At 71.6% G+C, this 19,962-nt stretch carries 16 protein-coding genes; 12 read left to right on the top strand and 4 right to left on the bottom strand.

Annotated elements, in window-relative coordinates:
- The first annotated feature begins 5 nt into the window (after window positions 1-5).
- The 6 genes from pdhA (ACWGJM_RS11200) (at window position 6) to ACWGJM_RS11225 (ending at window position 6,867) form a co-directional block, all read left to right on the top strand.
- Window positions 6-1,142 carry a pyruvate dehydrogenase (acetyl-transferring) E1 component subunit alpha gene (gene pdhA / locus ACWGJM_RS11200; protein ID WP_453411374.1) on the top strand — a complete coding sequence of 379 codons (1,137 nt, stop codon included), beginning with the start codon at window positions 6-8 and terminating at the stop codon, window positions 1,140-1,142.
- A complete protein-coding gene (locus ACWGJM_RS11205) occupies window positions 1,139-2,143 on the top strand; it encodes an alpha-ketoacid dehydrogenase subunit beta (protein WP_453411375.1) in 1,005 nt (334 codons plus the stop codon). The genes pdhA (ACWGJM_RS11200) and ACWGJM_RS11205 overlap by 4 nt, the downstream gene beginning before the upstream one ends.
- A complete protein-coding gene (locus tag ACWGJM_RS11210; RefSeq protein ID WP_453411376.1) occupies window positions 2,143-3,468 on the top strand; it encodes a dihydrolipoamide acetyltransferase family protein in 1,326 nt (441 codons plus the stop codon). Before ACWGJM_RS11205 ends, ACWGJM_RS11210 begins: the two co-directional genes overlap by 1 nt.
- Window positions 3,469-3,514: 46 nt before the next feature.
- A complete protein-coding gene (locus tag ACWGJM_RS11215; RefSeq protein WP_453411377.1) occupies window positions 3,515-4,408 on the top strand; it encodes an NTP transferase domain-containing protein in 894 nt (297 codons plus the stop codon).
- Window positions 4,405-5,802 (top strand): molybdopterin molybdotransferase MoeA, encoded by a 1,398-nt coding sequence (locus tag ACWGJM_RS11220; RefSeq protein ID WP_453411378.1) that lies wholly within the window; start codon window positions 4,405-4,407, stop codon window positions 5,800-5,802. The genes ACWGJM_RS11215 and ACWGJM_RS11220 overlap by 4 nt, the downstream gene beginning before the upstream one ends.
- A 75-nt stretch (window positions 5,803-5,877) precedes the next feature.
- The gene (locus tag ACWGJM_RS11225; protein ID WP_453411379.1) at window positions 5,878-6,867 is read left to right on the top strand and encodes an NAD(P)H-quinone oxidoreductase; all 990 of its coding nucleotides are present in this window, start codon (window positions 5,878-5,880) and stop codon (window positions 6,865-6,867) included.
- A gap of 20 nt (window positions 6,868-6,887) precedes the next feature.
- On the opposite strand, the gene ACWGJM_RS11230 is transcribed toward ACWGJM_RS11225, so the two are convergent.
- Window positions 6,888-7,493, bottom strand: coding sequence for a hypothetical protein (locus ACWGJM_RS11230; protein ID WP_453411380.1), 606 nt, complete (start codon window positions 7,491-7,493; stop codon window positions 6,888-6,890).
- 116 nt (window positions 7,494-7,609) lie between these two features.
- On the opposite strand from ACWGJM_RS11230, the gene ACWGJM_RS11235 reads away from it, so the two are divergent.
- On the top strand, window positions 7,610-8,149 hold the full coding sequence (locus ACWGJM_RS11235; RefSeq protein WP_453411381.1) for a bacterial proteasome activator family protein: 540 nt from the start codon (window positions 7,610-7,612) through the stop codon (window positions 8,147-8,149).
- 74 nt (window positions 8,150-8,223) lie between these two features.
- Here ACWGJM_RS11235 and ACWGJM_RS11240 read toward each other — a convergent pair whose 3' ends face one another.
- Window positions 8,224-9,852, bottom strand: a complete 1,629-nt coding sequence (locus ACWGJM_RS11240) for a protein kinase domain-containing protein (RefSeq protein ID WP_453411382.1) — start codon at window positions 9,850-9,852, stop codon at window positions 8,224-8,226.
- A 345-nt stretch (window positions 9,853-10,197) separates the two neighbouring features.
- Here ACWGJM_RS11240 and ACWGJM_RS11245 point away from each other — a divergent pair, with 345 nt between their 5' ends.
- Window positions 10,198-11,781 carry a protein kinase domain-containing protein gene (locus ACWGJM_RS11245; RefSeq protein ID WP_453411383.1) on the top strand — a complete coding sequence of 528 codons (1,584 nt, stop codon included), beginning with the start codon at window positions 10,198-10,200 and terminating at the stop codon, window positions 11,779-11,781.
- Between the two features lie 63 nt (window positions 11,782-11,844).
- On the opposite strand, the gene ACWGJM_RS11250 is transcribed toward ACWGJM_RS11245, so the two are convergent.
- On the bottom strand, window positions 11,845-12,888 hold the full coding sequence (locus tag ACWGJM_RS11250; RefSeq protein WP_453411384.1) for a phosphotransferase: 1,044 nt from the start codon (window positions 12,886-12,888) through the stop codon (window positions 11,845-11,847).
- Window positions 12,889-13,377: 489 nt separating this feature from the next.
- On the opposite strand from ACWGJM_RS11250, the gene pdhA (ACWGJM_RS11255) reads away from it, so the two are divergent.
- From pdhA (ACWGJM_RS11255) to ACWGJM_RS11265, 3 genes are read left to right on the top strand one after another with little or no spacing between them, the layout of a single operon-like run.
- Window positions 13,378-14,589 (top strand): pyruvate dehydrogenase (acetyl-transferring) E1 component subunit alpha, encoded by a 1,212-nt coding sequence (pdhA, locus tag ACWGJM_RS11255; protein WP_453411385.1) that lies wholly within the window; start codon window positions 13,378-13,380, stop codon window positions 14,587-14,589.
- Between the two features lie 2 nt (window positions 14,590-14,591).
- Window positions 14,592-15,581, top strand: coding sequence for an alpha-ketoacid dehydrogenase subunit beta (locus tag ACWGJM_RS11260; RefSeq protein ID WP_453411386.1), 990 nt, complete (start codon window positions 14,592-14,594; stop codon window positions 15,579-15,581).
- A gap of 10 nt (window positions 15,582-15,591) precedes the next feature.
- The gene (locus tag ACWGJM_RS11265; RefSeq protein ID WP_453411387.1) at window positions 15,592-16,986 is read left to right on the top strand and encodes a dihydrolipoamide acetyltransferase family protein; all 1,395 of its coding nucleotides are present in this window, start codon (window positions 15,592-15,594) and stop codon (window positions 16,984-16,986) included.
- A 91-nt stretch (window positions 16,987-17,077) separates the two neighbouring features.
- Here ACWGJM_RS11265 and ACWGJM_RS11270 read toward each other — a convergent pair whose 3' ends face one another.
- The gene (locus tag ACWGJM_RS11270) at window positions 17,078-18,118 is read right to left on the bottom strand and encodes a BRO family protein (RefSeq protein ID WP_453411388.1); all 1,041 of its coding nucleotides are present in this window, start codon (window positions 18,116-18,118) and stop codon (window positions 17,078-17,080) included.
- 150 nt (window positions 18,119-18,268) lie between these two features.
- On the opposite strand from ACWGJM_RS11270, the gene murJ reads away from it, so the two are divergent.
- Window positions 18,269-19,921 carry a murein biosynthesis integral membrane protein MurJ gene (gene murJ / locus ACWGJM_RS11275; protein ID WP_453411389.1) on the top strand — a complete coding sequence of 551 codons (1,653 nt, stop codon included), beginning with the start codon at window positions 18,269-18,271 and terminating at the stop codon, window positions 19,919-19,921.
- The last annotated feature ends 41 nt before the right edge of the window (window positions 19,922-19,962 follow it).

Raw genomic sequence — 19,962 nt, forward strand, 5'->3', positions numbered from 1 at the left:
CCGTCATGACGGTCATGGAGCAGCGGGGCACGTACCGGCCATCGCCGCCGCCCGCTTGGCAGCCCCGCACCGACCCCGCACCGCTGCTGCCCGACCCCGATCCGTACCGCGTCCTCGGCACCGAGGCGGCCGCCGAGGCCGACCCGGAGCTGCTGCGCCGGCTCTACGCCCACCTGGTGCGCGGCCGCCGGTACAACACGCAGGCCACCGCCCTCACCAAGCAGGGCCGCCTCGCCGTCTACCCCTCCAGCACCGGCCAGGAGGCCTGCGAGGTCGCCGCCGCGCTCGCCCTCGGGGAACAGGACTGGCTCTTCCCCAGCTACCGCGACACGCTCGCCGCCGTGGCCCGCGGCGTGGACCCCGTGGAGGCCCTCACCCTGCTGCGCGGTGACTGGCACACCGGCTACGACCCCTACGAGCACCGGGTCGCCCCGCTGAGCACACCGCTCGCCACCCAGCTCCCGCACGCCGTCGGCCTCGCCCACGCCGCCCGCCTCAAGGGCGACGACGTGGTCGCGCTCGCCCTGGTCGGCGACGGCGGCACCAGCGAGGGCGACTTCCACGAGGCGCTGAACTTCGCCGCCGTCTGGCAGGCCCCGGTCGTCTTCCTGGTCCAGAACAACGGCTTCGCCATCTCCGTACCGCTCGCCAAGCAGACCGCCGCACCCTCCCTGGCCCACAAGGCCGTCGGGTACGGCATGCCGGGCCGCCTGGTGGACGGCAACGACGCGGCCGCCGTGCACGAGGTCCTCAGCGACGCCGTCCGGCACGCGCGCGGGGGCGGCGGTCCCACCCTGGTCGAGGCGGTGACGTACCGCATCGACGCCCACACCAACGCCGACGACGCCACCCGCTACCGCGGCGACACCGAGGTCGAGACCTGGCGCGGGCACGACCCCGTACAACTGCTGGAGCGCGAACTGACCGAACGCGGCCTCCTCGACGAGGACGGCATCCGCGCCGCGCGCGAGGACGCCGAGGCGATGGCCGCCGACCTGCGCGAGCGCATGAACCGGGACGCGGAGCTCGACCCCATGGACCTCTTCGCCCACGTGTACGCCGAGCCCACCCCGCAACTGCGGGAGCAGCGCGACCTGCTGCGGGCCGAGCTGGAGGCCGAGCAGGAAGGCGGTCACCGATGACCACCGTGGCCGTCAAGCCCGCCACCATGGCGCAGGCCCTCACGCGCGCGCTGCGCGACGCGATGGCCGCCGACCCCGCCGTGCACGTCATGGGCGAGGACGTCGGCACCCTCGGCGGTGTCTTCCGGGTCACCGACGGGCTCGCCAAGGAGTTCGGCGAGGACCGCTGCACGGACACCCCGCTGGCCGAGGCGGGCATCCTCGGCACGGCCGTCGGTATGGCCATGTACGGGCTGCGCCCGGTCGTGGAGATGCAGTTCGACGCCTTCGCCTACCCCGCCTTCGAACAGCTGATCAGCCACGTCTCGCGGATGCGCAACCGCACCCGCGGCCGGATGCCTCTGCCGATCACCATCCGCGTCCCCTACGGCGGCGGCATCGGCGGTGTCGAGCACCACAGCGACTCCTCCGAGGCGTACTACATGGCGACTCCGGGGCTCCATGTCGTCACGCCCGCCACCGTCGCCGACGCCTACGGACTGCTGCGCGCGGCCATCGCCTCGGACGACCCGGTCGTCTTCCTCGAACCCAAGCGGCTGTACTGGTCGAAGGACTCCTGGAACCCGGAGGACCCGGGCACCGTTGAGCCGATAGGCCGCGCGGTGGTGCGGCGAGCGGGCCGCAGTGCCACGCTCATCACCTACGGGCCGTCCGTACCCGTCTGCCTGGAGGCCGCCGAGGCGGCCCGGGCCGAGGGCTGGGACCTCGAAGTGGTCGATCTGCGCTCCCTGGTGCCGTTCGACGACGAGACGGTCGCCGCGTCGGTGCTGCGCACCGGGCGCGCGGTCGTCGTACACGAATCGGGCGGGTTCGGCGGACCGGGCGGGGAGATCGCGGCCCGTGTGACGGAGCGCTGCTTCCACCATCTGGAGGCGCCGGTGCTGCGCGTGGCCGGGTTCGACATCCCCTACCCGCCGCCGATGCTGGAGCGGCACCACCTGCCCGGCGTCGACCGGATCCTGGACGCCGTGGCGCGTCTTCAGTGGGAGGCCGAGGGCTGATGGCACAGGTGTTGGAGTTCAAGCTCCCCGACCTCGGGGAGGGGCTGACCGAGGCGGAGATCGTCCGCTGGCTGGTCCAGGTCGGCGACGTCGTCGCCGTCGACCAGCCGGTCGTCGAGGTCGAGACGGCCAAGGCGGTGGTCGAGGTCCCCTGCCCGTACGGCGGCGTGGTCACCGCCCGCTTCGGCGAGGAGGGCGCGGAACTGCCGGTGGGCGCGCCACTGTTGACGGTGGCGGTGGGTCCCCCGGCCGACGGCGGGAACACCGAGGGGTCGGGCAACGTCCTGGTCGGCTACGGCACCTCGGAAGCACCGGCGCGGCGCCGGAGGGTGCGGTCGGCCGCCGCCGACGGGAAGGCCAAGGCCTCTGCTCCGGCGCCATCCGGCCCCGTGTCATCCGCTCCCGTGTCATCCGCCCCCGTGTCATCCGCCGCCGCGCCCGTCGAAGGCCCGGTCCCCGTGATCTCGCCGCTGGTGCGCCGGCTCGCCCGCGACAACGGCCTCGACCTGCGGCAGCTGTCCGGGTCCGGTCCCGACGGGCTGATCCTGCGAGCCGATGTCGAGAACGCCCTGCGGATCAAGGCCGCCCCCGCCCCCGCGCCGGAGGAAGCCCCTGCCCGCGTCTCGTCCGCCCGCGATGGCGTCCGCACCCCTCTCAAGGGCGTCCGCGGTGCCGTCGCCGACAAGCTCTCCCGCAGCCGGCGGGAGATCCCGGACGCCACCTGCTGGGTCGACGCGGACGCCACCGAGCTCATGCGCGCGCGAGCCGCGATGAACGCGGGCACGGGACCGAAGATCTCCCTGCTCGCGCTGCTCGCCCGCATCTGCACCGCGGCCCTCGCCCGGTACCCCGAGCTGAACTCCTACGTCGACACCGAAGCCCGCGAGCTCGTCCGACTCGACCACGTCCACCTCGGGTTCGCCGCGCAGACCGAACGCGGGCTGGTCGTGCCGGTCGTCCGGGACGCCCACGCGCGCGACGCCGAGTCCCTCGGCGCCGAGTTCGCCCGGCTGACCGATGCCGCCCGGTCCGGGACGCTGACGCCCGGGGAACTCACCGGCGGCACCTTCACGTTGAACAACTACGGAGTGTTCGGCGTCGACGGCTCCACCCCGATCATCAACCATCCCGAGGCGGCCATGCTCGGCGTCGGCCGTATCGTGCCCAAACCCTGGGTGCACGAGGGCGAGCTGGCCGTGCGCCAGGTCGTCCAGCTTTCCCTCACCTTCGACCACCGGGTGTGCGACGGCGGCACGGCGGGCGGCTTCCTGCGGTACGTGGCGGACTGCGTGGAACAGCCGGCGGTACTGCTGCGCACCCTGTGACATCCGCGGTGTCCGCAAGAAGGGACGCACAGGACATACTCGGAGGGTGACCGACAACCTCCCGGCCGCCGGGGCCGCCCTGCCGTACGACGCCGTCGTGCTGGCCGGCGGCGCTGCCCGGCGGCTCGGCGGGGCCGACAAGCCCGGTCTGCGGGTCGGCGGGCGCCCACTGCTCGACCGGGTGCTCGCGGCCTGCGCCGACGCGGCCACGACCGTCGTCGTGGCCGCCCCCCGCGCCACCGCCCGCCCGGTGCGGTGGGCCCGCGAGGAACCCCCGGGCGCGGGGCCGGTCGCCGCGCTCGACGCCGGGCTGCGGTACACCACGGCGGAGCACCTCGTCCTGCTCTCCGCCGATCTGCCGTTCCTCGAAGCGGCCACCGTAGGGCGGCTGCTGGCAGCCCTGCGCACCACCGCCGCCGAGGGCGCGCTGCTCACCGACGCGGACGGACGCGACCAGCCGCTGGTGGCCGCGTACCGCACGGCCGCGCTGCGCCGTGAGCTGACGACGCTCACCGGCGCTCATGGCGGCCTCAGTGGGCTGCCCCTGCGCCGGGTGACCGGCGCGCTGGACCTCACCCGCGTCCCGGACCCGGTCGCTTCGTTCGACTGCGACACCTGGGACGACATCGCCGCCGCCAGGGCGCGGATCAGGGAGCATGGGCACGTGCTGGATGAATGGATCACCGCAGTCAAGGACGAACTGGGCATCGAACTGGACGTCGACACCGGCGTCCTGCTCGACCTCGCCCGCGATGCCGCGCACGGCGTGGCCCGGCCCGCCGCACCGCTGACCACCTTCCTCGTCGGCTACGCCGCGGCCCAGGGCAAGGGAGGCCCCGAGGCGGTCGCCGAGGCCGCCCGGAAGGCCGCGGCACTGGCCCTGCGCTGGGAGGAAGAGAACAACCCCGCCCAGCCCGCCCCAGGCCCGGACGCCGGATGACCGCCCGCGCCACCCGGACCGGCGAGTACGCCGAGTACGCCGAGGAAACAGACGACCTCGACGTCGAGGAGGCGCTCGCCCTCGTGAGGGAACCCCGCGAAGACAACGGCCCCGCCGAAGACGGCCCCACCCGCGGCGGCCAGGTCCCCGCGCCCGCCGCCCAGGCGGGGCACGCCTCCGACGACCGTCACCACAAGGCCTCCCCCTGGCCACAGGCCCGCGAGACCGCCGCCCGCGCGGCCCGGTCCGGTGCCCGCCGCGCCCCGGTCCGCGTCGCCCTCGGGGACGCCCTCGGCCTGGTCCTCGCCGCTCCCCTCAACGCCCTCACCGACCTCCCCTCCTTCGACACCTCCGCGATGGACGGCTGGGCCGTGGCGGGCCCGGGCCCCTGGGACGTACGGGAGGAGGGCGTCCTGGCCGGTCACGGCCCCGCCGAGCCGCTGACGGACGGAGAGGCGGTACGGATCGCCACCGGCGCCCGCATCCCGCCGGACACCACCGCCGTCCTGCGCAGTGAGCACGGCCGCACCGACGGCAAGGGCCGACTGCACCCCACACGCGATACGGTCCACGGCCAGGACATCCGCCCGCGCGGCCAGGAATGCCGCAGCGGCGACCAACTGCTGCCCGTCGGCACGCTGGTCACCCCCGCCGTCCTGGGCCTCGCGTCCGCCGCCGGATACGACACGGTCACCGCCGTCCCCCGTCCCCGGGCGGAAGTCCTCGTCCTCGGCGACGAGTTGCTCACCGAGGGCCTCCCGCACGACGGGCTCATCCGTGACGCGCTCGGCCCGATGCTGCCGCCCTGGCTACGCGCCCTGGGCGCCGAGGTCACCCGGGTGCGCCGGCTCGGCGACGACGCCAAGGCCCTGCACAAGGCCGTCACCTCATCCGACGCCGACCTCATCGTCACCACCGGCGGTACCGCTTCCGGCCCCGTCGACCACGTCCACCCCACCCTGCGCCGCATCGGTGCCGAACTCCTCGTCGACGGCGTCAAGGTGCGTCCCGGCCACCCCATGCTGCTGGCCCGCACCAAGGAGGGGCAGCACCTCGTCGGCCTGCCCGGCAACCCCCTCGCGGCCGTCTCCGGCCTGCTCACGCTCGCCGAGCCCCTGCTGCGGACCCTCGCCGCGCGCCCGGCCTCCGAGCCGTACACGCTGCCGTTGAACGACGCGGTGCACGGGCATCCGTACGACACCCGGCTCATCCCCGTCGTGCTGCGCGGTGATCACGCCGTGCCGCTGCACTACAACGGCCCGGCGATGCTGCGCGGCATCGCCGCCGCCGACGCGCTCGCGGTCGTACCGCCGGGCGGTGCCCGTCAGGGACAGGAGACCGAACTGCTCGACCTGCCGTGGGCGGCCGCCGGGATCGGGGTGTGTTTCACGTGAAACCCCGGGAACGGGCCGGTCACGACCGGGCGGCCCTCGACCGCGCGGTCCGCGGCGAGGAGTAGCGTCGCCGCCATGCATGCGATCACGATTCCCGAACCCGGTGGGCCCGAGGCGCTGGTCTGGGACGAGGTCCCCGATCCGGTGCCCGGAGAAGGCGAAGTGCTGGTCGAGGTGGTGGCCAGCGCCGTCAACCGTGCCGACATCCTCCAACGGCAGGGCTTCTACGACCCGCCTCCCGGTGCGCCCGCGTACCCGGGCCTCGAGTGCTCCGGCCGGGTCGCCGCGCTGGGGCCCGGTGTGTCCGGCTGGTCGGTCGGTGACGAGGTGTGCGCGCTGCTCTCGGGCGGCGGGTACGCCGAGAAGGTCGCCGTCCCGGCCGGGCAGCTGCTGCCCGTGCCCGAGGGTGTCGGCCTGAAGCAGGCCGCGGGACTGCCCGAGGTGGTCTGCACCGTCTGGTCGAACGTCTTCATGGTCGCCCAGCTGCGCCCCGGTGAGACGCTGCTCGTGCACGGCGGTTCCAGTGGCATCGGCACGATGGCGATCCAGCTCGCCAAGGCGGTCGGCGCCAAGGTCGCCGTCACGGCCGGCACCAAGGAGAAGCTGGACTTCTGCGCCGAGCTGGGCGCCGACATCCTGATCAACTACCGGGAGCAGGACTTCGTCGCCGAGGTCAAGGAGGCCACGGGCGGCGCGGGTGCCGACGTCATCCTCGACAACATGGGCGCCAAGTACCTGGACCGCAACGTCAGGGCCCTCGCCGTCAACGGCCGGATCGCCGTGATCGGCCTTCAGGGCGGAGCCAAGGGGGAGCTGAACCTGGGCGCGCTGCTCACCAAGCGGGCCGCGATCAGCGCGACCTCGCTGCGCGCCCGTCCGCTCGGTGAGAAGGCGGCCATCGTCGCGGCCGTAGGCGAGCACGTCTGGCCACTGCTCGCCGGCGGCCGCGTCCGGCCGGTCATCGACCGCGAGCTGCCGATGCCCGAGGCGGCCGAGGCCCACCGGGTGGTGGAGGCGAGCGGTCACATCGGCAAGGTGCTGCTGGTGGTGCCCGAGCGCAGCTAGGACAGGCTCTGGTGCGGCTCCTAACCGCGCCGCACCCGCAGTCCCACGAACGCGAGCCCCAGGCCCAGCCCGATGAGGATCAGTCCGCTGCCCAGCGGCAGGATCCGTACGAAGGGCTCGGCGGCGTCCTCGCCGCCCTGGGCCACGGTCCGGTCAGGGTCCTGCGGCGGCGCGGAGGGGACCGGATCGGTCTGCCCCGGCGACTCGGAGGCGGCGGGGGGTTCCGTGCCGCCGTCCTGCGGCTCCTGCGCCTCCCCCGCCTCGTCCTGCGGGGCCACGTCCTGCGGATCCGTGTCCTGGGCGGAGGCGGTGTCGTCGTCCCCCTCGACCTCCGCGGCGGGCTCCTCCGGCCGCCCGGGCCGCCGGCGCCCTTCACCGGCCCGGCTGCCGGCCCGGGAGGGACTGGCGGAGGCCGAGGAGGAGTGGCTGGGGCCGGGGGAGCGCGTGGCGGAGTCCGAGGGCGTGGGTTGGGCGCCGTACGACGCGGTGGCGCCGTACGGCAGCACGACCGCCGCGAGGAGAAACGGCAGTGGTGCCACGCGGAGTGTGAAGCGCAGCCATGGAGTCACGTCGGTGACCTCCCGAGCCCAGTCGGCAAGACCGTCGCCGACAAGCCTCACATTCACCCGTCAACCAGGCATTCCGGATTACTCCGGAGGGTCTAAGGCGGGTGGAAAAGGTGGATCAGCGGCGCCGGGGGGCACGACGGTGATGAGGTGTACACGTGCGAGAGAATGGCGGCATGGAGATGCCGAGGAACGATAGGTCGCCGGAGAACCCGCAGATCCTGGTCGTGGGCCAGGACGGAATGGCTCTCGGCGGCGGTGGGGACGAGGGCTCCCGCGAGCTCCCGGTGACGGAGCAGGTGGAGCAGCCCGCCAAGGTCATGCGGATCGGCAGCATGATCAAGCAGCTGCTGGAGGAGGTCCGGGTGGCGCCTCTGGACGAGGCCAGCCGGGTCCGGCTCAAGGAGATCCACGCGAGCTCGGTGAAGGAGCTGGAGGACGGCCTGGCGCCGGAGCTCGTCGAGGAGCTGGAGCGGCTCTCCCTGCCGTTCACCGACGAGGTGACCCCCAGCGACGCGGAACTGCGGATCGCGCAGGCCCAGTTGGTCGGCTGGCTGGAGGGACTCTTCCACGGTATCCAGACGACCCTGTTCGCCCAGCAGATGGCCGCGCGGGCCCAGCTGGAGCAGATGCGCCGTGCCCTGCCGCCGGGCATGAGCCAAGAAGGCACCGACGACCCCCGTGCGGGCGGCCGCTCGGGCGGCCCGTATCTGTAGACGGCCTCAGCTGGACGGCCTCAGCACGAAGGGCCCGGCCAGGAGGCCGGGCCCTTTCCGATGCGCACAGCGGCTCAGCCGGTCGCCGGGTTGCCGCTCGAGACCCTGATCTCGATCGTCGGCATGTCCTTCGGGGTGAGGTCCGTGCCGGCGGTGGGGAACTGCCCCATGACCGTGCCCTCGCCGTAGGTGTTCTCGTCGACCTTGACTTCCTTCATCTGCCAGCCGGCGGCCTGGAAGCACGCCTTGACCGACTTGATGTACTTGAACTTGAAGTCCGGGAGCTGGATCTTGTCCGGGTCGTCGTAGGACTCCTGCGGCTCCGTGCACTCGCTCGTCTCGATCGTCTTCGACGTGTCCGGCCCGCGGTAACCCGCCGCGTGGGACGGCGAGGCCGAGGAGCTGGAGTCCCCGCCCTTGGCTGGGTCGTCGCTGCCGCCGGCGTTCACCACCAGTGCCACGATCAGGCCGACGACCGCGACCAGGGACACCGCGATCGAGCCGATGATCACCGGCCGGTTGCCCTTGCCGCCGCCCGGTCCGGAGGACTGGACGGAGGTCTGGGGCGTGATGTTGTACGGCGGCGGGGCGCCGTGCGCCTGCTGCCCGTAGGCCATCGGCGGCGTCTGGTAGCCGCCCTGCTGGGGATAGCCGTACGAAGGGGTGCCGTACGGAGCCGGGGCCGGCGTCGGCTGGTACGGCGTCTGCACGGGCCCGGTGGGCGCCAGGGCCGCCTGGTCGACCGGCGGGAACACCGCGGAGCCGACGCCCGCGCCGCTCTGCGTCGGGCCGGCGCCGGGCACGATGCTCGGCGCGGCCGTGTGGAGGGAGGCGGCGACGCGCAGGCACTCGTCACGCATGGACTCGGCGGTCGGGAAGCGCTCGTTCGGGTTCTTCTTCAGCGCACGGTTGACCAGCGCGTCCACCGCGGGGGGCAGGGAACGGTTGATCGAGGAGGGCACCACCGGCTCCTCCTGCACATGCGCGTACGCGATCGCCAGCGGCGAGTCCGCCTCGAACGGCAGCCGCCCGGTGACCAGCTGGAACAGCATGATGCCGACCGAGTACAGGTCGGAGCGGGCGTCCACCCCACGGCCGAGCGCCTGCTCCGGCGACAGGTACTGCGGGGTGCCGACGACCATGCCGGTCTGCGTCATCGAGGTGACCCCGGACTGCATCGCGCGGGCGATGCCGAAGTCCATGACCTTGACGACACCGCGCTTGGTCATCATCACGTTGCCCGGCTTGATGTCCCGGTGGACCAGGCCCATCTCGTGGCTGATCTCCAGCGCTGCCAGCACATCGGCGGTGATCTTCAGCGCCTTGTCGGCGGGCATCGCGCCGTACTGCCGGACGTCCTCCTCGAGGACCGAGCCCAGCGGTCGGCCCTCGACGAACTCCATGACGATGTACGGCGTGGTCATCCCGTCGAGGGAGTCCTCGCCCGTGTCGAAGACCGAGACGATGTTGGTGTGCGTGAGCTTGGCCACTGCCTGGGCCTCGCGGCGGAAGCGCTCGCGGAAGGCCTGTTCCCGGGCCAGCTCGGTGTGCAGTGTCTTGATGGCGACCTGGCGGTCCAGCACGGCGTCGTACGCCAGGTGCACCGAGGCCATGCCGCCTTCGCCGAGCAAGTCGCGCAGCTGGTAGCGGCCGGCGGCGAGAGCCCGCCCCGTGTACCGGCCCTGAGCGCCGTCCTGGCTCATCTTCTGCGTCCCCCATAGGCGCCGGTGACCGTGAAGCCGATGACCCGATGCCGGTGATCCAATGTGCTATTCCCGGCCAAGTCTGCCCCAGGGCAGTGACACGTCAAGCTCGGTGCCCGATCCGTGACCGTAAGCGAAAGAAGCGTCGCGGAAGCGTTACAGCGGGCGTACCTCCGGTACACAGAATTTGCACGACAGCGCGTGCTAGAGGTTTCATGGCCGGTCTGTCTCGGGCCGGTCCCGGATCCGATCCCGGACCGGAGGCTTGCGCGGAGGCTGTAGCGTGGCCGACGGAGACCGTAACAACACCGCGCGCACCGCGGGCAGAAACGACGGCGAGGACCGATGGCACAGACGCACAGCGCCCAGGGCCCGTCCGACCCCGAGGCGTCTGGCGGCGGCATGTCAGAGACGCCGGAGATGTGGGGCAACGGAGGGCTCGTCGGCGACGGCCGGTACCGGCTGACCCACCGGCTCGGCCGGGGCGGCATGGCCGAGGTGTTCGCGGCCGAGGACGTACGCCTGGGCCGGACGGTGGCCGTGAAGCTGCTCCGCGCCGACCTGGCCGAGGACCCGGTCTCCAAGGCCCGCTTCACCCGCGAGGCACAGTCGGTGGCCGGGCTCAACCACCATGCGATCGTCGCCGTGTACGACTCCGGTGAAGATTTCGTGGGCGGCCAGTCCGTGCCGTACATCGTGATGGAGCTGGTCGAGGGCCGCACCATCCGCGACCTGCTGCTCAACGCGGAGGCGCCGGGCTCCGAGCAGGCCCTGATCATCGTCTCCGGCGTCCTGGAGGCGCTGGCCTACTCGCACCAGCACGGCATCGTGCACCGCGACATCAAGCCCGCCAACGTCATCATCACCGACAACGGCGCCGTCAAGGTGATGGACTTCGGCATCGCCCGTGCCCTGCACGGCGCGTCCACGACGATGACGCAGACCGGCATGGTCATGGGCACCCCGCAGTACCTCTCCCCGGAGCAGGCGCTCGGCAAGGCCGTCGACCACCGTTCCGACCTGTACGCGACGGGCTGTCTGCTGTACGAACTCCTCGCGCTGCGGCCCCCCTTCACGGGTGAGACCCCGCTGTCGGTGGTCTACCAGCACGTCCAGGACATTCCGGTGCCGCCGTCGCAGACCTCGGACGGGAGCTGCCCGCCGGAACTCGACGGCCTCGTCATGCGCTCCCTCGCCAAGGAGCCGGACGACCGTTTCCAGACGGCCGAGGAGATGCGCGGGCTGGTCCAGTACGCGCTTCAGATGCTGTACGACCAGGGCGGCCACACCGGCACCTGGAACACCGGCCCGGTGGAGACGCACGACGGCCGGCACACCCCGGCGGCCGGTTTCGCCGGTACGACCGTCATGCCGCACCCCGTGGACGCCTCAGGCACCACGCAGATCCCGCAGACGATCCTGCCCGCCGGGTACGGCAGCGGCGACGAGGGCGGCTTCGAGGGGCACGGCAACAAGGGCAGCGGTCGCGGCAAGCTGTGGATCCTCGCCGTGCTCGCGGTGATCGCCATCGCGGCGGGCGTGGCGCTGGCGCTCCAGAACAAGGGGTCCGACACCGACGATCCGGGTACCAAGACGTCGCCGACCAGCACGCACTCCTCCAAGGAAACGAAGAAGAGCGAGAGCCCGACCGACGAGCCCACCGACGAGCCCACCGACACGTCCACGGACGACAATTCGGACAACGGCACCGGTGGGAACTGGCAGCCCTCGTCGCCCACGCCGTCGTACACCCCGTCCGACACGGCCAGCAGCGACCCGACCGACGAGCCGACGGACCCGCAGACCTCCGAGGAGCAGCCGACGGACCCTGGGACCGAGACCGAGACGCAGCCGTCGGACCCGGCCACGGACCCGGGCACCGGCACGGACGCGGGAGCCACGGAGGGCGGCGCTGGGGAAGGTCCTTGAAGGACACCTGCACCGACTGACGTGGGCGCAACGGCCGGCTGAGCCTCGGCCGGCCGAGCCGCGTCACTCCACGAACGCGTCGCACACCGCGTCGTACTCCCGCGTCCACCACACGGCGAGCGCCGAGGCCGCCGGGAACTGCGGGTCGGCGCGGGTGTCGCCGCGTTCGTAGTGCCAGCGCAGCATCCAGAAGTCGTTGAGGCGCTCCCACCACACACGGTGCACCGCCGCCGCCAGCTCAGAGGGTGTGGCCCCGGCCGCACGCCGGTACGCCCGCGCGTACGCCCGTACTTTCGGCAGGTCGAGGGCTCCCATGGGCCGTACGAAGAAGATCGCGGCGGCGCGGACGGCCTCCTCCGCGCGGGGCTGCACGCCGAGCCGGTCCCAGTCGACGATCGCGGCTGGAGCGTCGCCCTTGTAGAGCAGGTTGAAGGGGTGGAAGTCGCCGTGCACCCAGCCCACCGGGCCGCCGCGCGGCGGGCGCCGGTCGGCGTGCTGCTCCAGCAGTTCCCGGCGTTCCAGCAGCCGGTGGCGGGCCAGTTCGTCGAAGGCGTCGGAGGGGCGGTGGCGGCGGACGTGGGCGAGCAGGTCGTCGATGAGGGCGAACGTGTCGGCCGGGTCGGCGCTCTTCACCGGATGGGGGCTCGTGGCGGGGCGAGTGCGCCCCTTGGGTGGCATCACGCGTTCCAGGCAGGCGTGCACCGCGCCCAGGAGAGCTCCTAGCCGAGCGCACTGACCGGGGGTGAGCTGGCCGCCGTGGCGGTGTCTGCCGTCGATCCAGGGGTACAGGGCGTAGGCGTGGCCGCCGACGACGGCGACCGTGCGTCCGTCCCGGTGGGCGAGCGGCGGGGCGACCGGGACGCCGAGGGCGGCCAGGCGCTCGGTGGCCCGGTGCCGGCGTTCGATCGCGACCGGGTCGGCGGTGTCCGGGTCGAAGTGGTGCTTGAGGAAGTAGCGGCCGCGGGTGGTGCACACGCGGTAGCCGCGGTTGAGCAGACCCTGGTCGACGGGCTCGCAGGTGACGGCGGAACCGGCGGCGTAAAGGCGCAGCAGGGCGCCCAGAGGGGGCGCGTGGGGTACGAGGGGGGGTACACATGAGCGCGGCACGCGCCAGATGGTAGGGCAAGGCAAGAGCCCGTGAGCTGGGCCTTGTCACAGGCAGTCGCGGGCGGTCGCTTTCGGTCACGCGTGCGTCAGGTGTGCGTCACCGTGTCCGTCATCCCTCCATCGCCACTCCGTCGTCCGAAAACGAGCGCCCGGCCGCACCGCGCGGGGGCCCGACGCGCGACACCGACTCTTCCCGTGGCCCGGGTGAGCGGGATAACGTGCCGTTGCTCCGGCCTCCTGCAAGGCTGTGACCAGCGCCCTTCCGGTCCTGACCGATTTACTTGGAAATCCAAGCAAAATGGCAGGTCAGGAGGGGTTTCACAGAAATGTGGCGCACTGGGTAACGTGACCGTTGCAGGGCGCTCGCCGGGGCACCTGTCACGCCTGTTCCCGGCCGAGTGGCACCCACCCCGTGCCCGGTGGTCGAAAACAGGTGAGCCGCACTGGCCTACCGGCAACCCCGGGGGCCGGACCGACGGAGGAGCACACGTGACCGTGGACAGCACTGCCGCGCGCCAGCCGCGACGCAGCGCCGGAAGCAAGGCCGGCACCACCGGCACCAAGCGCACCACTCGCACCACCGCCCAGAAGAGCGCCGACCCGGAGCTCGTGCAGCTGCTGACCCCCGAGGGCAAGCGGGTCAAGAACGCCGAGTACGACAAGTACGTCGCCGGCATCACCCCCGAAGAGCTGCGCGGCCTGTACCGCGACATGGTGCTCACCCGCCGCTTCGACGCCGAGGCCACCGCCCTCCAGCGCCAGGGCGAGCTGGGCCTGTGGGCCTCGCTGCTCGGCCAGGAGGCAGCCCAGATCGGCTCCGGCCGCGCCCTGCGCGACGACGACTACGTCTTCCCGACCTACCGCGAGCACGGCGTCGCCTGGTGCCGCGGGGTCGACCCGACCAACCTGCTCGGCATGTTCCGCGGTGTGAACAACGGCGGCTGGGACCCCAACGGCAACAACTTCCACCTGTACACGATCGTCATCGGCTCCCAGACGCTGCACGCCACCGGCTACGCGATGGGCATCGCCAAGGACGGCGCGGACTCGGCGGTCATCGCCTACTTCGGCGACGGTGCCTCCAGCCAGGGCGACGTCGCTGAATCGTTCACCTTCTCCGCGGTCTACAACGCCCCGGTCGTGTTCTTCTGCCAGAACAACCAGTGGGCGATCTCCGAGCCGACCGAGAAGCAGACCCGCGTCCCGCTCTACCAGCGCGCGCAGGGCTACGGCTTCCCCGGCGTCCGCGTCGACGGCAACGACGTGCTGGCCTGCCTCGCGGTCACCAAGTGGGCGCTGGAGCGCGCCCGCGGCGGCGAAGGCCCCACCCTGGTCGAGGCGTACACGTACCGCATGGGCGCCCACACCACCTCGGACGACCCGAGCAAGTACCGGGCCGACGAGGAGCGTGAGGCCTGGGAGGCGAAGGACCCGATCCTGCGCCTTCGCCGGTACCTCGAGGCCTCAAACCACGCGGACGAGGGATTCTTCGCGGAACTGGAGACCGAGAGCGAGACGTTGGGCAGGCGAGTGCGCGAAGCGGTCCGCGCCATGCCGGACCCGGACCACTTCGCCATCTTCGAGAACGTGTACGCGGACGGGCACGCGCTCGTCGACGAGGAGCGCGCCCAGTTCGCCGCCTACCAGGCGTCGTTCGCGACTGAGTCCGACAGCGGCTTCGCCGCGGGAGAGGGGGCCTGATCATGGTGGTGGAGACGGTGAAGAACCTGCCTCTGGCCAAAGCGATCAACGAGTCGCTGCGCCGGGCTCTGGAGGCCGACCCCAAGGTCATCATCATGGGTGAGGACGTCGGCAAGCTCGGCGGTGTCTTCCGGGTGACCGACGGCCTCCAGAAGGACTTCGGGGAGAGCCGTGTCATCGACACCCCGCTGGCCGAGTCGGGCATCGTCGGCACGGCGATCGGGCTGGCCCTGCGCGGCTACCGCCCGGTGGTGGAGATCCAGTTCGACGGCTTCGTGTTCCCGGCGTACGACCAGATCGTCACGCAGCTCGCGAAGATGCACGCCCGCTCGCTGGGCAAGGTCAAGCTCCCGGTCGTCGTGCGCATCCCCTACGGCGGCGGCATCGGCGCGGTGGAGCACCACTCCGAGTCGCCGGAGGCGCTCTTCGCGCACGTCGCCGGCCTGAAGATCGTCTCTCCGTCCAACGCCTCCGACGCCTACTGGATGATGCAGCAGGCCATCCAGAGCGACGACCCGGTGATCTACTTCGAACCGAAGCGGCGCTACTGGGACCGGGCCGAGGTCAACACCGAGGCGATCCCCGGTCCGCTGCACAAGGCGCAGGTGGTCCGTGAGGGCACCGACCTGACCCTCGCCGCCTACGGCCCGATGGTCAAGCTCTGCCAGGAGGTCGCCGACGCGGCCGCCGAGGAGGGCAAGAACCTGGAGGTCCTGGACCTGCGCTCGGTCTCCCCGATCGACTTCGACTCCATCCAGGCCTCGGTGGAGAAGACCCGCCGCCTGGTCGTGGTCCACGAGGCACCGGTGTTCTTCGGCTCCGGCGCGGAGATCGCCGCCCGGATCACCGAGCGCTGCTTCTACCACCTGGAGGCCCCGGTGCTCAGGGTCGGCGGCTACCACGCCCCGTACCCGCCGGCCCGCCTGGAGGAGGAGTACCTGCCGGGCCTGGACCGGGTGCTCGACGCCGTCGACCGCGCCCTGGCGTACTGAGGAGAGGGTCGTGACGACGATGACGGAAGCATCCGTGCGTGAGTTCAAGATGCCGGATGTCGGCGAGGGCCTGACCGAGGCCGAGATCCTCAAGTGGTACGTCCAGCCGGGTGACACGGTCTCCGACGGCCAGGTGGTGTGCGAGGTCGAGACCGCCAAGGCGGCCGTCGAACTGCCCATCCCGTACGACGGTGTGGTCCGCGAACTGCGCTTCCCCGAGGGCACCACGGTGGACGTGGGCACGCCCATCATCGCGGTGGACGTGGCGGGCGGCGCACCCGCTCCCGCGGAGCAGAAGCCCCAGGAGCCGAAGGCCGAGGAAACAGAGCCGGAGGAGCCGAAGCCGCAGGGCTCGGGCCGCCAGCCGGTACTGGTCGGCTACGGCGTCGCCGCCTCCTCGACCAAGCGGCGCCCCCGCAAGGGCCCCGAGGTCGCGGTCCCCCAGGCCTCGGCGGCGGTCCAGTCGGAGCTGAACGGCCACGGGACCGCGGCCGCGAAAGCCCGCCCGCTGGCCAAGCCCCCGGTGCGCAAGCTCGCCAAGGACCTGGGCGTCGACCTGGCCACGGTCACCCCGTCCGGCCCCGACGGCATCATCACGCGCGAGGACGTCCACGCGGCGGCGGCCCCGGCGGCAGCGGCCCCCGCGCCGGTGGCGGCCACGCCCGTGTCGGCGCCCCCGGCGCCGGTCGCGACGTACGACACGGCCCGCGAGACCCGCGTCCCGGTCAAGGGCGTCCGCAAGGCCACCGCGCAGGCCATGGTCGGCTCGGCGTTCACGGCACCGCATGTCACGGAGTTCGTGACCGTCGACGTCACGCGCACGATGAAGCTGGTCGAGGAGCTCAAGCAGGACAAGGACATGCAGGGCCTGCGGGTCAACCCGCTCCTGCTGGTCGCCAAGGCCCTGCTGGTCGCCATCAAGCGCAACCCGGACATCAACGCGTCCTGGGACGAGGCGAACCAGGAGATCGTGCTCAAGCACTACGTCAACCTGGGCATCGCGGCCGCCACCCCTCGGGGTTTGATCGTCCCGAACATCAAGGACGCGCACGCCAAGACGCTGCCGCAGCTGGCCGAGGCACTTGGCGAGCTGGTCGCCACGGCACGCGAGGGCAAGACCTCCCCCGCCGCCATGCAGGGCGGTACGGTCACCATCACCAACGTCGGCGTCTTCGGCGTCGACACCGGCACGCCGATCCTCAACCCCGGCGAGTCCGCGATCCTCGCGGTCGGCGCGATCAAGCTCCAGCCGTGGGTCCACAAGGGCAAGGTGAAGCCCCGCCAGGTCACCACCCTGGCCCTCTCCTTCGACCACCGCCTGGTCGACGGCGAGCTGGGCTCCAGGGTGCTGGCGGATGTGGCGGCGATTCTGGAGCAGCCGAAGCGGCTGATCACCTGGGCGTGACGAGCGTCACCCGATAGTCTCGGAGCCTCGGAGGGGACGGCCGCAACTTCGTCTTGCGACCGCCCCCTCCGCCTTTCTCTCTCAGAGCCTGTCAGGCCTGGTTGAGCACGTACACCGGCGCCCCGTCCTCCGCACCGCCCTGCGATCGGATGCAGGCGTGCTTCTGCAGCAGGCGGAGGCACTCGTTGACGCGGCGCACCGGAAGGCCCGTACGGGCCGCGATCGCTTCCAGCGGCTCGCGGAGTTCACCCTGTTCGACGAGGACCGGGGCGATCACCACGGCCACCGTCCACACGTCCTCCGTCACGGACAGCCGGTGCCGCCAGTCGGCCAGCACGGTCTCCGTGGTGGGCAGAACCGTCAGGCGGCCACCGGGCGCCCGACGCTCGAGGACGAGAGCGTCGAGCCGGTCCGCGATGCGTTCCATCGCCCGGACCATGGCCTGCTGCACGGCGAGCGTGGCCTTCTGCGTGGCCAGCATCTCCCTTTGCAGGGTGACTGTCTCCTTCTGAAGCGAGAGTGTCTCCTGCTGAAGCGAGAGCGACTCCTGCTGTAGGGAAAGCGACTCCTTCTGCAGCGCGAGCGATTCATGCTGCGCGTTCGCAAGCTCCTCGTCCAGCTGAAGGTTGTGCGCCTCGAGCCGGACGATGGCCTCCGCGACCTGTTCCGGCATGGCGTACACGACCGGTGCGGTCGGGTCGGCGGGCTGCACCTCGGCCTCTTCGAGAGTGTAAGAACCCTCTCGCTGCACTGTCTCGATCACCTCGGCGGCCCACTGCTTGAAGGGTTCGCAGGAGGGTTTCGTACAGGCCTGGACGAGGCGGATGAGACCCTGCAGAGAGATGACATTCAGGTCTCGGCGCCACTCCCTACCTGCGGGAATGCTGAGACCATAACCTCCAGTTAGGGTCTCGAGACTTTCTCGATGATCTTCCGGGACATGGTCGGAGAGTGCCTTCTGCGGGTTGGAGTGACCCAACTGCTTGCAGACATCCACAGCCGGGAACCAATGCGTCCCGTCCGGCATGGTCAGCCGGCGCACCCGGGCGCCAGTCGCCGCGTACACGAAGTCGCTGACGTCGATCGCGTCCCGCCGTTCGGCGGCGTCGCGTCGCTTGCTGGGTTCGATCATGTGAACCACCTCCGTCGCGGAACGTAAAGCGGAGCAAATCGAATATGCCAGCTGGAACCGGGATATTCACGATTGCGAGCGAAGATCGCTGATTCCGCTGGCGGGGCGCCAGTTGAGCGTGCCTGATCCCAACTGCCTTATTGTGAACACATGTTGACCGAGGCAGACGGCAGAGCGCGGCACGCCAAGCGGCGCGACAAGGAGAAGGGCGGGCTCGCTCGTTCCTCCGCGCTCATGGCCGTCGGTACCGTCGTCTCACGGGCGACCGGGCTGATCCGGACGGCTCTGCAGGGCGCGGCGCTTGGCAACGGGCTGCTGGCCAGTACGTACAACACCGCCAACACCGTGCCGATCAGCCTGTACACGCTGCTGATCGGTGGCGCGCTCAACGCCGTTCTCGTGCCGCAGCTCGTCCGGGCGCGCAACACCCAGCCCGACGGAGGAAAGGCCTACGAGCAGCGTCTGGTGACCCTCGTCGTCACCGTGCTGGCCGTCGGGACGGCGCTGGCGGTGTGGGCGGCGCCACAGATCGTGGGCATCTACATGCGGGACACCCCGGGCAACCACCAGGCGTTCCGGCTCACCGTCGTCTTCGCCCGGTTCCTGCTGCCGCAGATCTTCTTCTACGGCCTCTTCTACATCTACAGCCAGGTCCTCAACGCCCGCGAGAAGTTCGGCGCGATGATGTGGACGCCGGTGCTCAACAACGTCGTTCTGCTCGCCATGTTCGGCGGCTACCTGGGCCTGATGACCGTGCCGGACTCGGTCGCGGAGGTCACCGACACACAGGTGCGCTGGCTGGGTGTCGGAACCACGGCCGGGATCGCGGTTCAGGCCCTCGCGCTCATTCCCTTCGCCCGCGCCGCCGGGTTCCGCTTCCGGCCCCGGTTCGACTGGCGGGGTACGGGGCTGGGGTCCGGCATCCACGCGGCCAAGTGGACCCTGCTCTTCGTCCTGGCCAACCAGGTCGCGCTCGCCGTGGTCACCAACTTCGCCAACGCCGCCGACCAGGAGCTGCCGAAGGCCGGCGTGGGCTACACCGCGTACAGCTACGCGCAGACCATCTGGTTGCTGCCCCAGTCCATCGTCACCGTCTCCCTGGTCACCGCACTGCTGCCGCGCATGAGCAAGGCCGTTGCCGAGGGCCGGATCACCGACCTGCGCGCCGACCTGTCCCGTGCGCTGCGGATCAGCGGGGTCGTCATCGTGCCGGCGGCCTTCCTCTTCCTCGCGCTGGGCCCGCAGATCGCCACCCTGATCTTCGCGCACGGCGCCGCCGACCCGGCTTCCGCCCAGCCGATGGGGCACATGCTCCAGGCGTTCGGTCTCGGCCTGATCCCCTTCTCGAGCCAGTACCTGCTGCTGCGCGGCTTCTACGCCTTCGAGGACACCCGTACGCCGTTCCTCATGGCAGTGTGGATCGGGGTGTGGAACATCGCCCTCGTCACCGCCTGCCATCTGCTGCTGCCCACCCGCTGGGCGGTCACCGGCATGGCCGGCGCCTACACCCTCTCCTACCTGGCCGGACTCGCACTCACCGCACGCCTGCTGGCGAGGAAGGCCGGCGGTCGGCTCGACGACGGAACCGTGCGGGCCACCTACACCAAGCTGCTGGCCGCGTCGGCCTGCGCGGCGGGGGCGGCCTGGGCGGCCGCGCGGTCCTGCGGCACCGCCCTGGGCGAGGGCACGGTACCGACGGCGCTCGCCGTCCTCGCGGGGACGCTCGTCCTGGCGGTCGTGTACCTCGTACTCGGCCGGCTTCTGAAGGTCGGTGAACTGCGGCGGCTGCCCGGTCTGCGCTGAAGTGCCGGACACGCGAAGGGCCCGCCGCTCACCGCGACGGG

Source organism: Streptomyces sp. NPDC054834 (assembly GCF_053611185.1).

Coding starts and splice junctions, on each gene's coding strand:
- ACWGJM_RS11270 (WP_453411388.1), bottom strand. CDS start 18,118: ATGATCGAACCCAGCAAGCGACGCGACGCCGCCGAACGGCGGGACGCG.
- ACWGJM_RS11260 (WP_453411386.1), top strand. CDS start 14,592: ATGGTGGTGGAGACGGTGAAGAACCTGCCTCTGGCCAAAGCGATCAAC.
- ACWGJM_RS11245 (WP_453411383.1), top strand. CDS start 10,198: ATGGCACAGACGCACAGCGCCCAGGGCCCGTCCGACCCCGAGGCGTCT.
- ACWGJM_RS11220 (WP_453411378.1), top strand. CDS start 4,405: ATGACCGCCCGCGCCACCCGGACCGGCGAGTACGCCGAGTACGCCGAG.
- murJ (WP_453411389.1), top strand. CDS start 18,269: ATGTTGACCGAGGCAGACGGCAGAGCGCGGCACGCCAAGCGGCGCGAC.
- ACWGJM_RS11205 (WP_453411375.1), top strand. CDS start 1,139: ATGACCACCGTGGCCGTCAAGCCCGCCACCATGGCGCAGGCCCTCACG.
- ACWGJM_RS11210 (WP_453411376.1), top strand. CDS start 2,143: ATGGCACAGGTGTTGGAGTTCAAGCTCCCCGACCTCGGGGAGGGGCTG.
- pdhA (WP_453411374.1), top strand. CDS start 6: ATGACGGTCATGGAGCAGCGGGGCACGTACCGGCCATCGCCGCCGCCC.
- ACWGJM_RS11225 (WP_453411379.1), top strand. CDS start 5,878: ATGCATGCGATCACGATTCCCGAACCCGGTGGGCCCGAGGCGCTGGTC.
- ACWGJM_RS11235 (WP_453411381.1), top strand. CDS start 7,610: ATGGAGATGCCGAGGAACGATAGGTCGCCGGAGAACCCGCAGATCCTG.
- ACWGJM_RS11240 (WP_453411382.1), bottom strand. CDS start 9,852: ATGAGCCAGGACGGCGCTCAGGGCCGGTACACGGGGCGGGCTCTCGCC.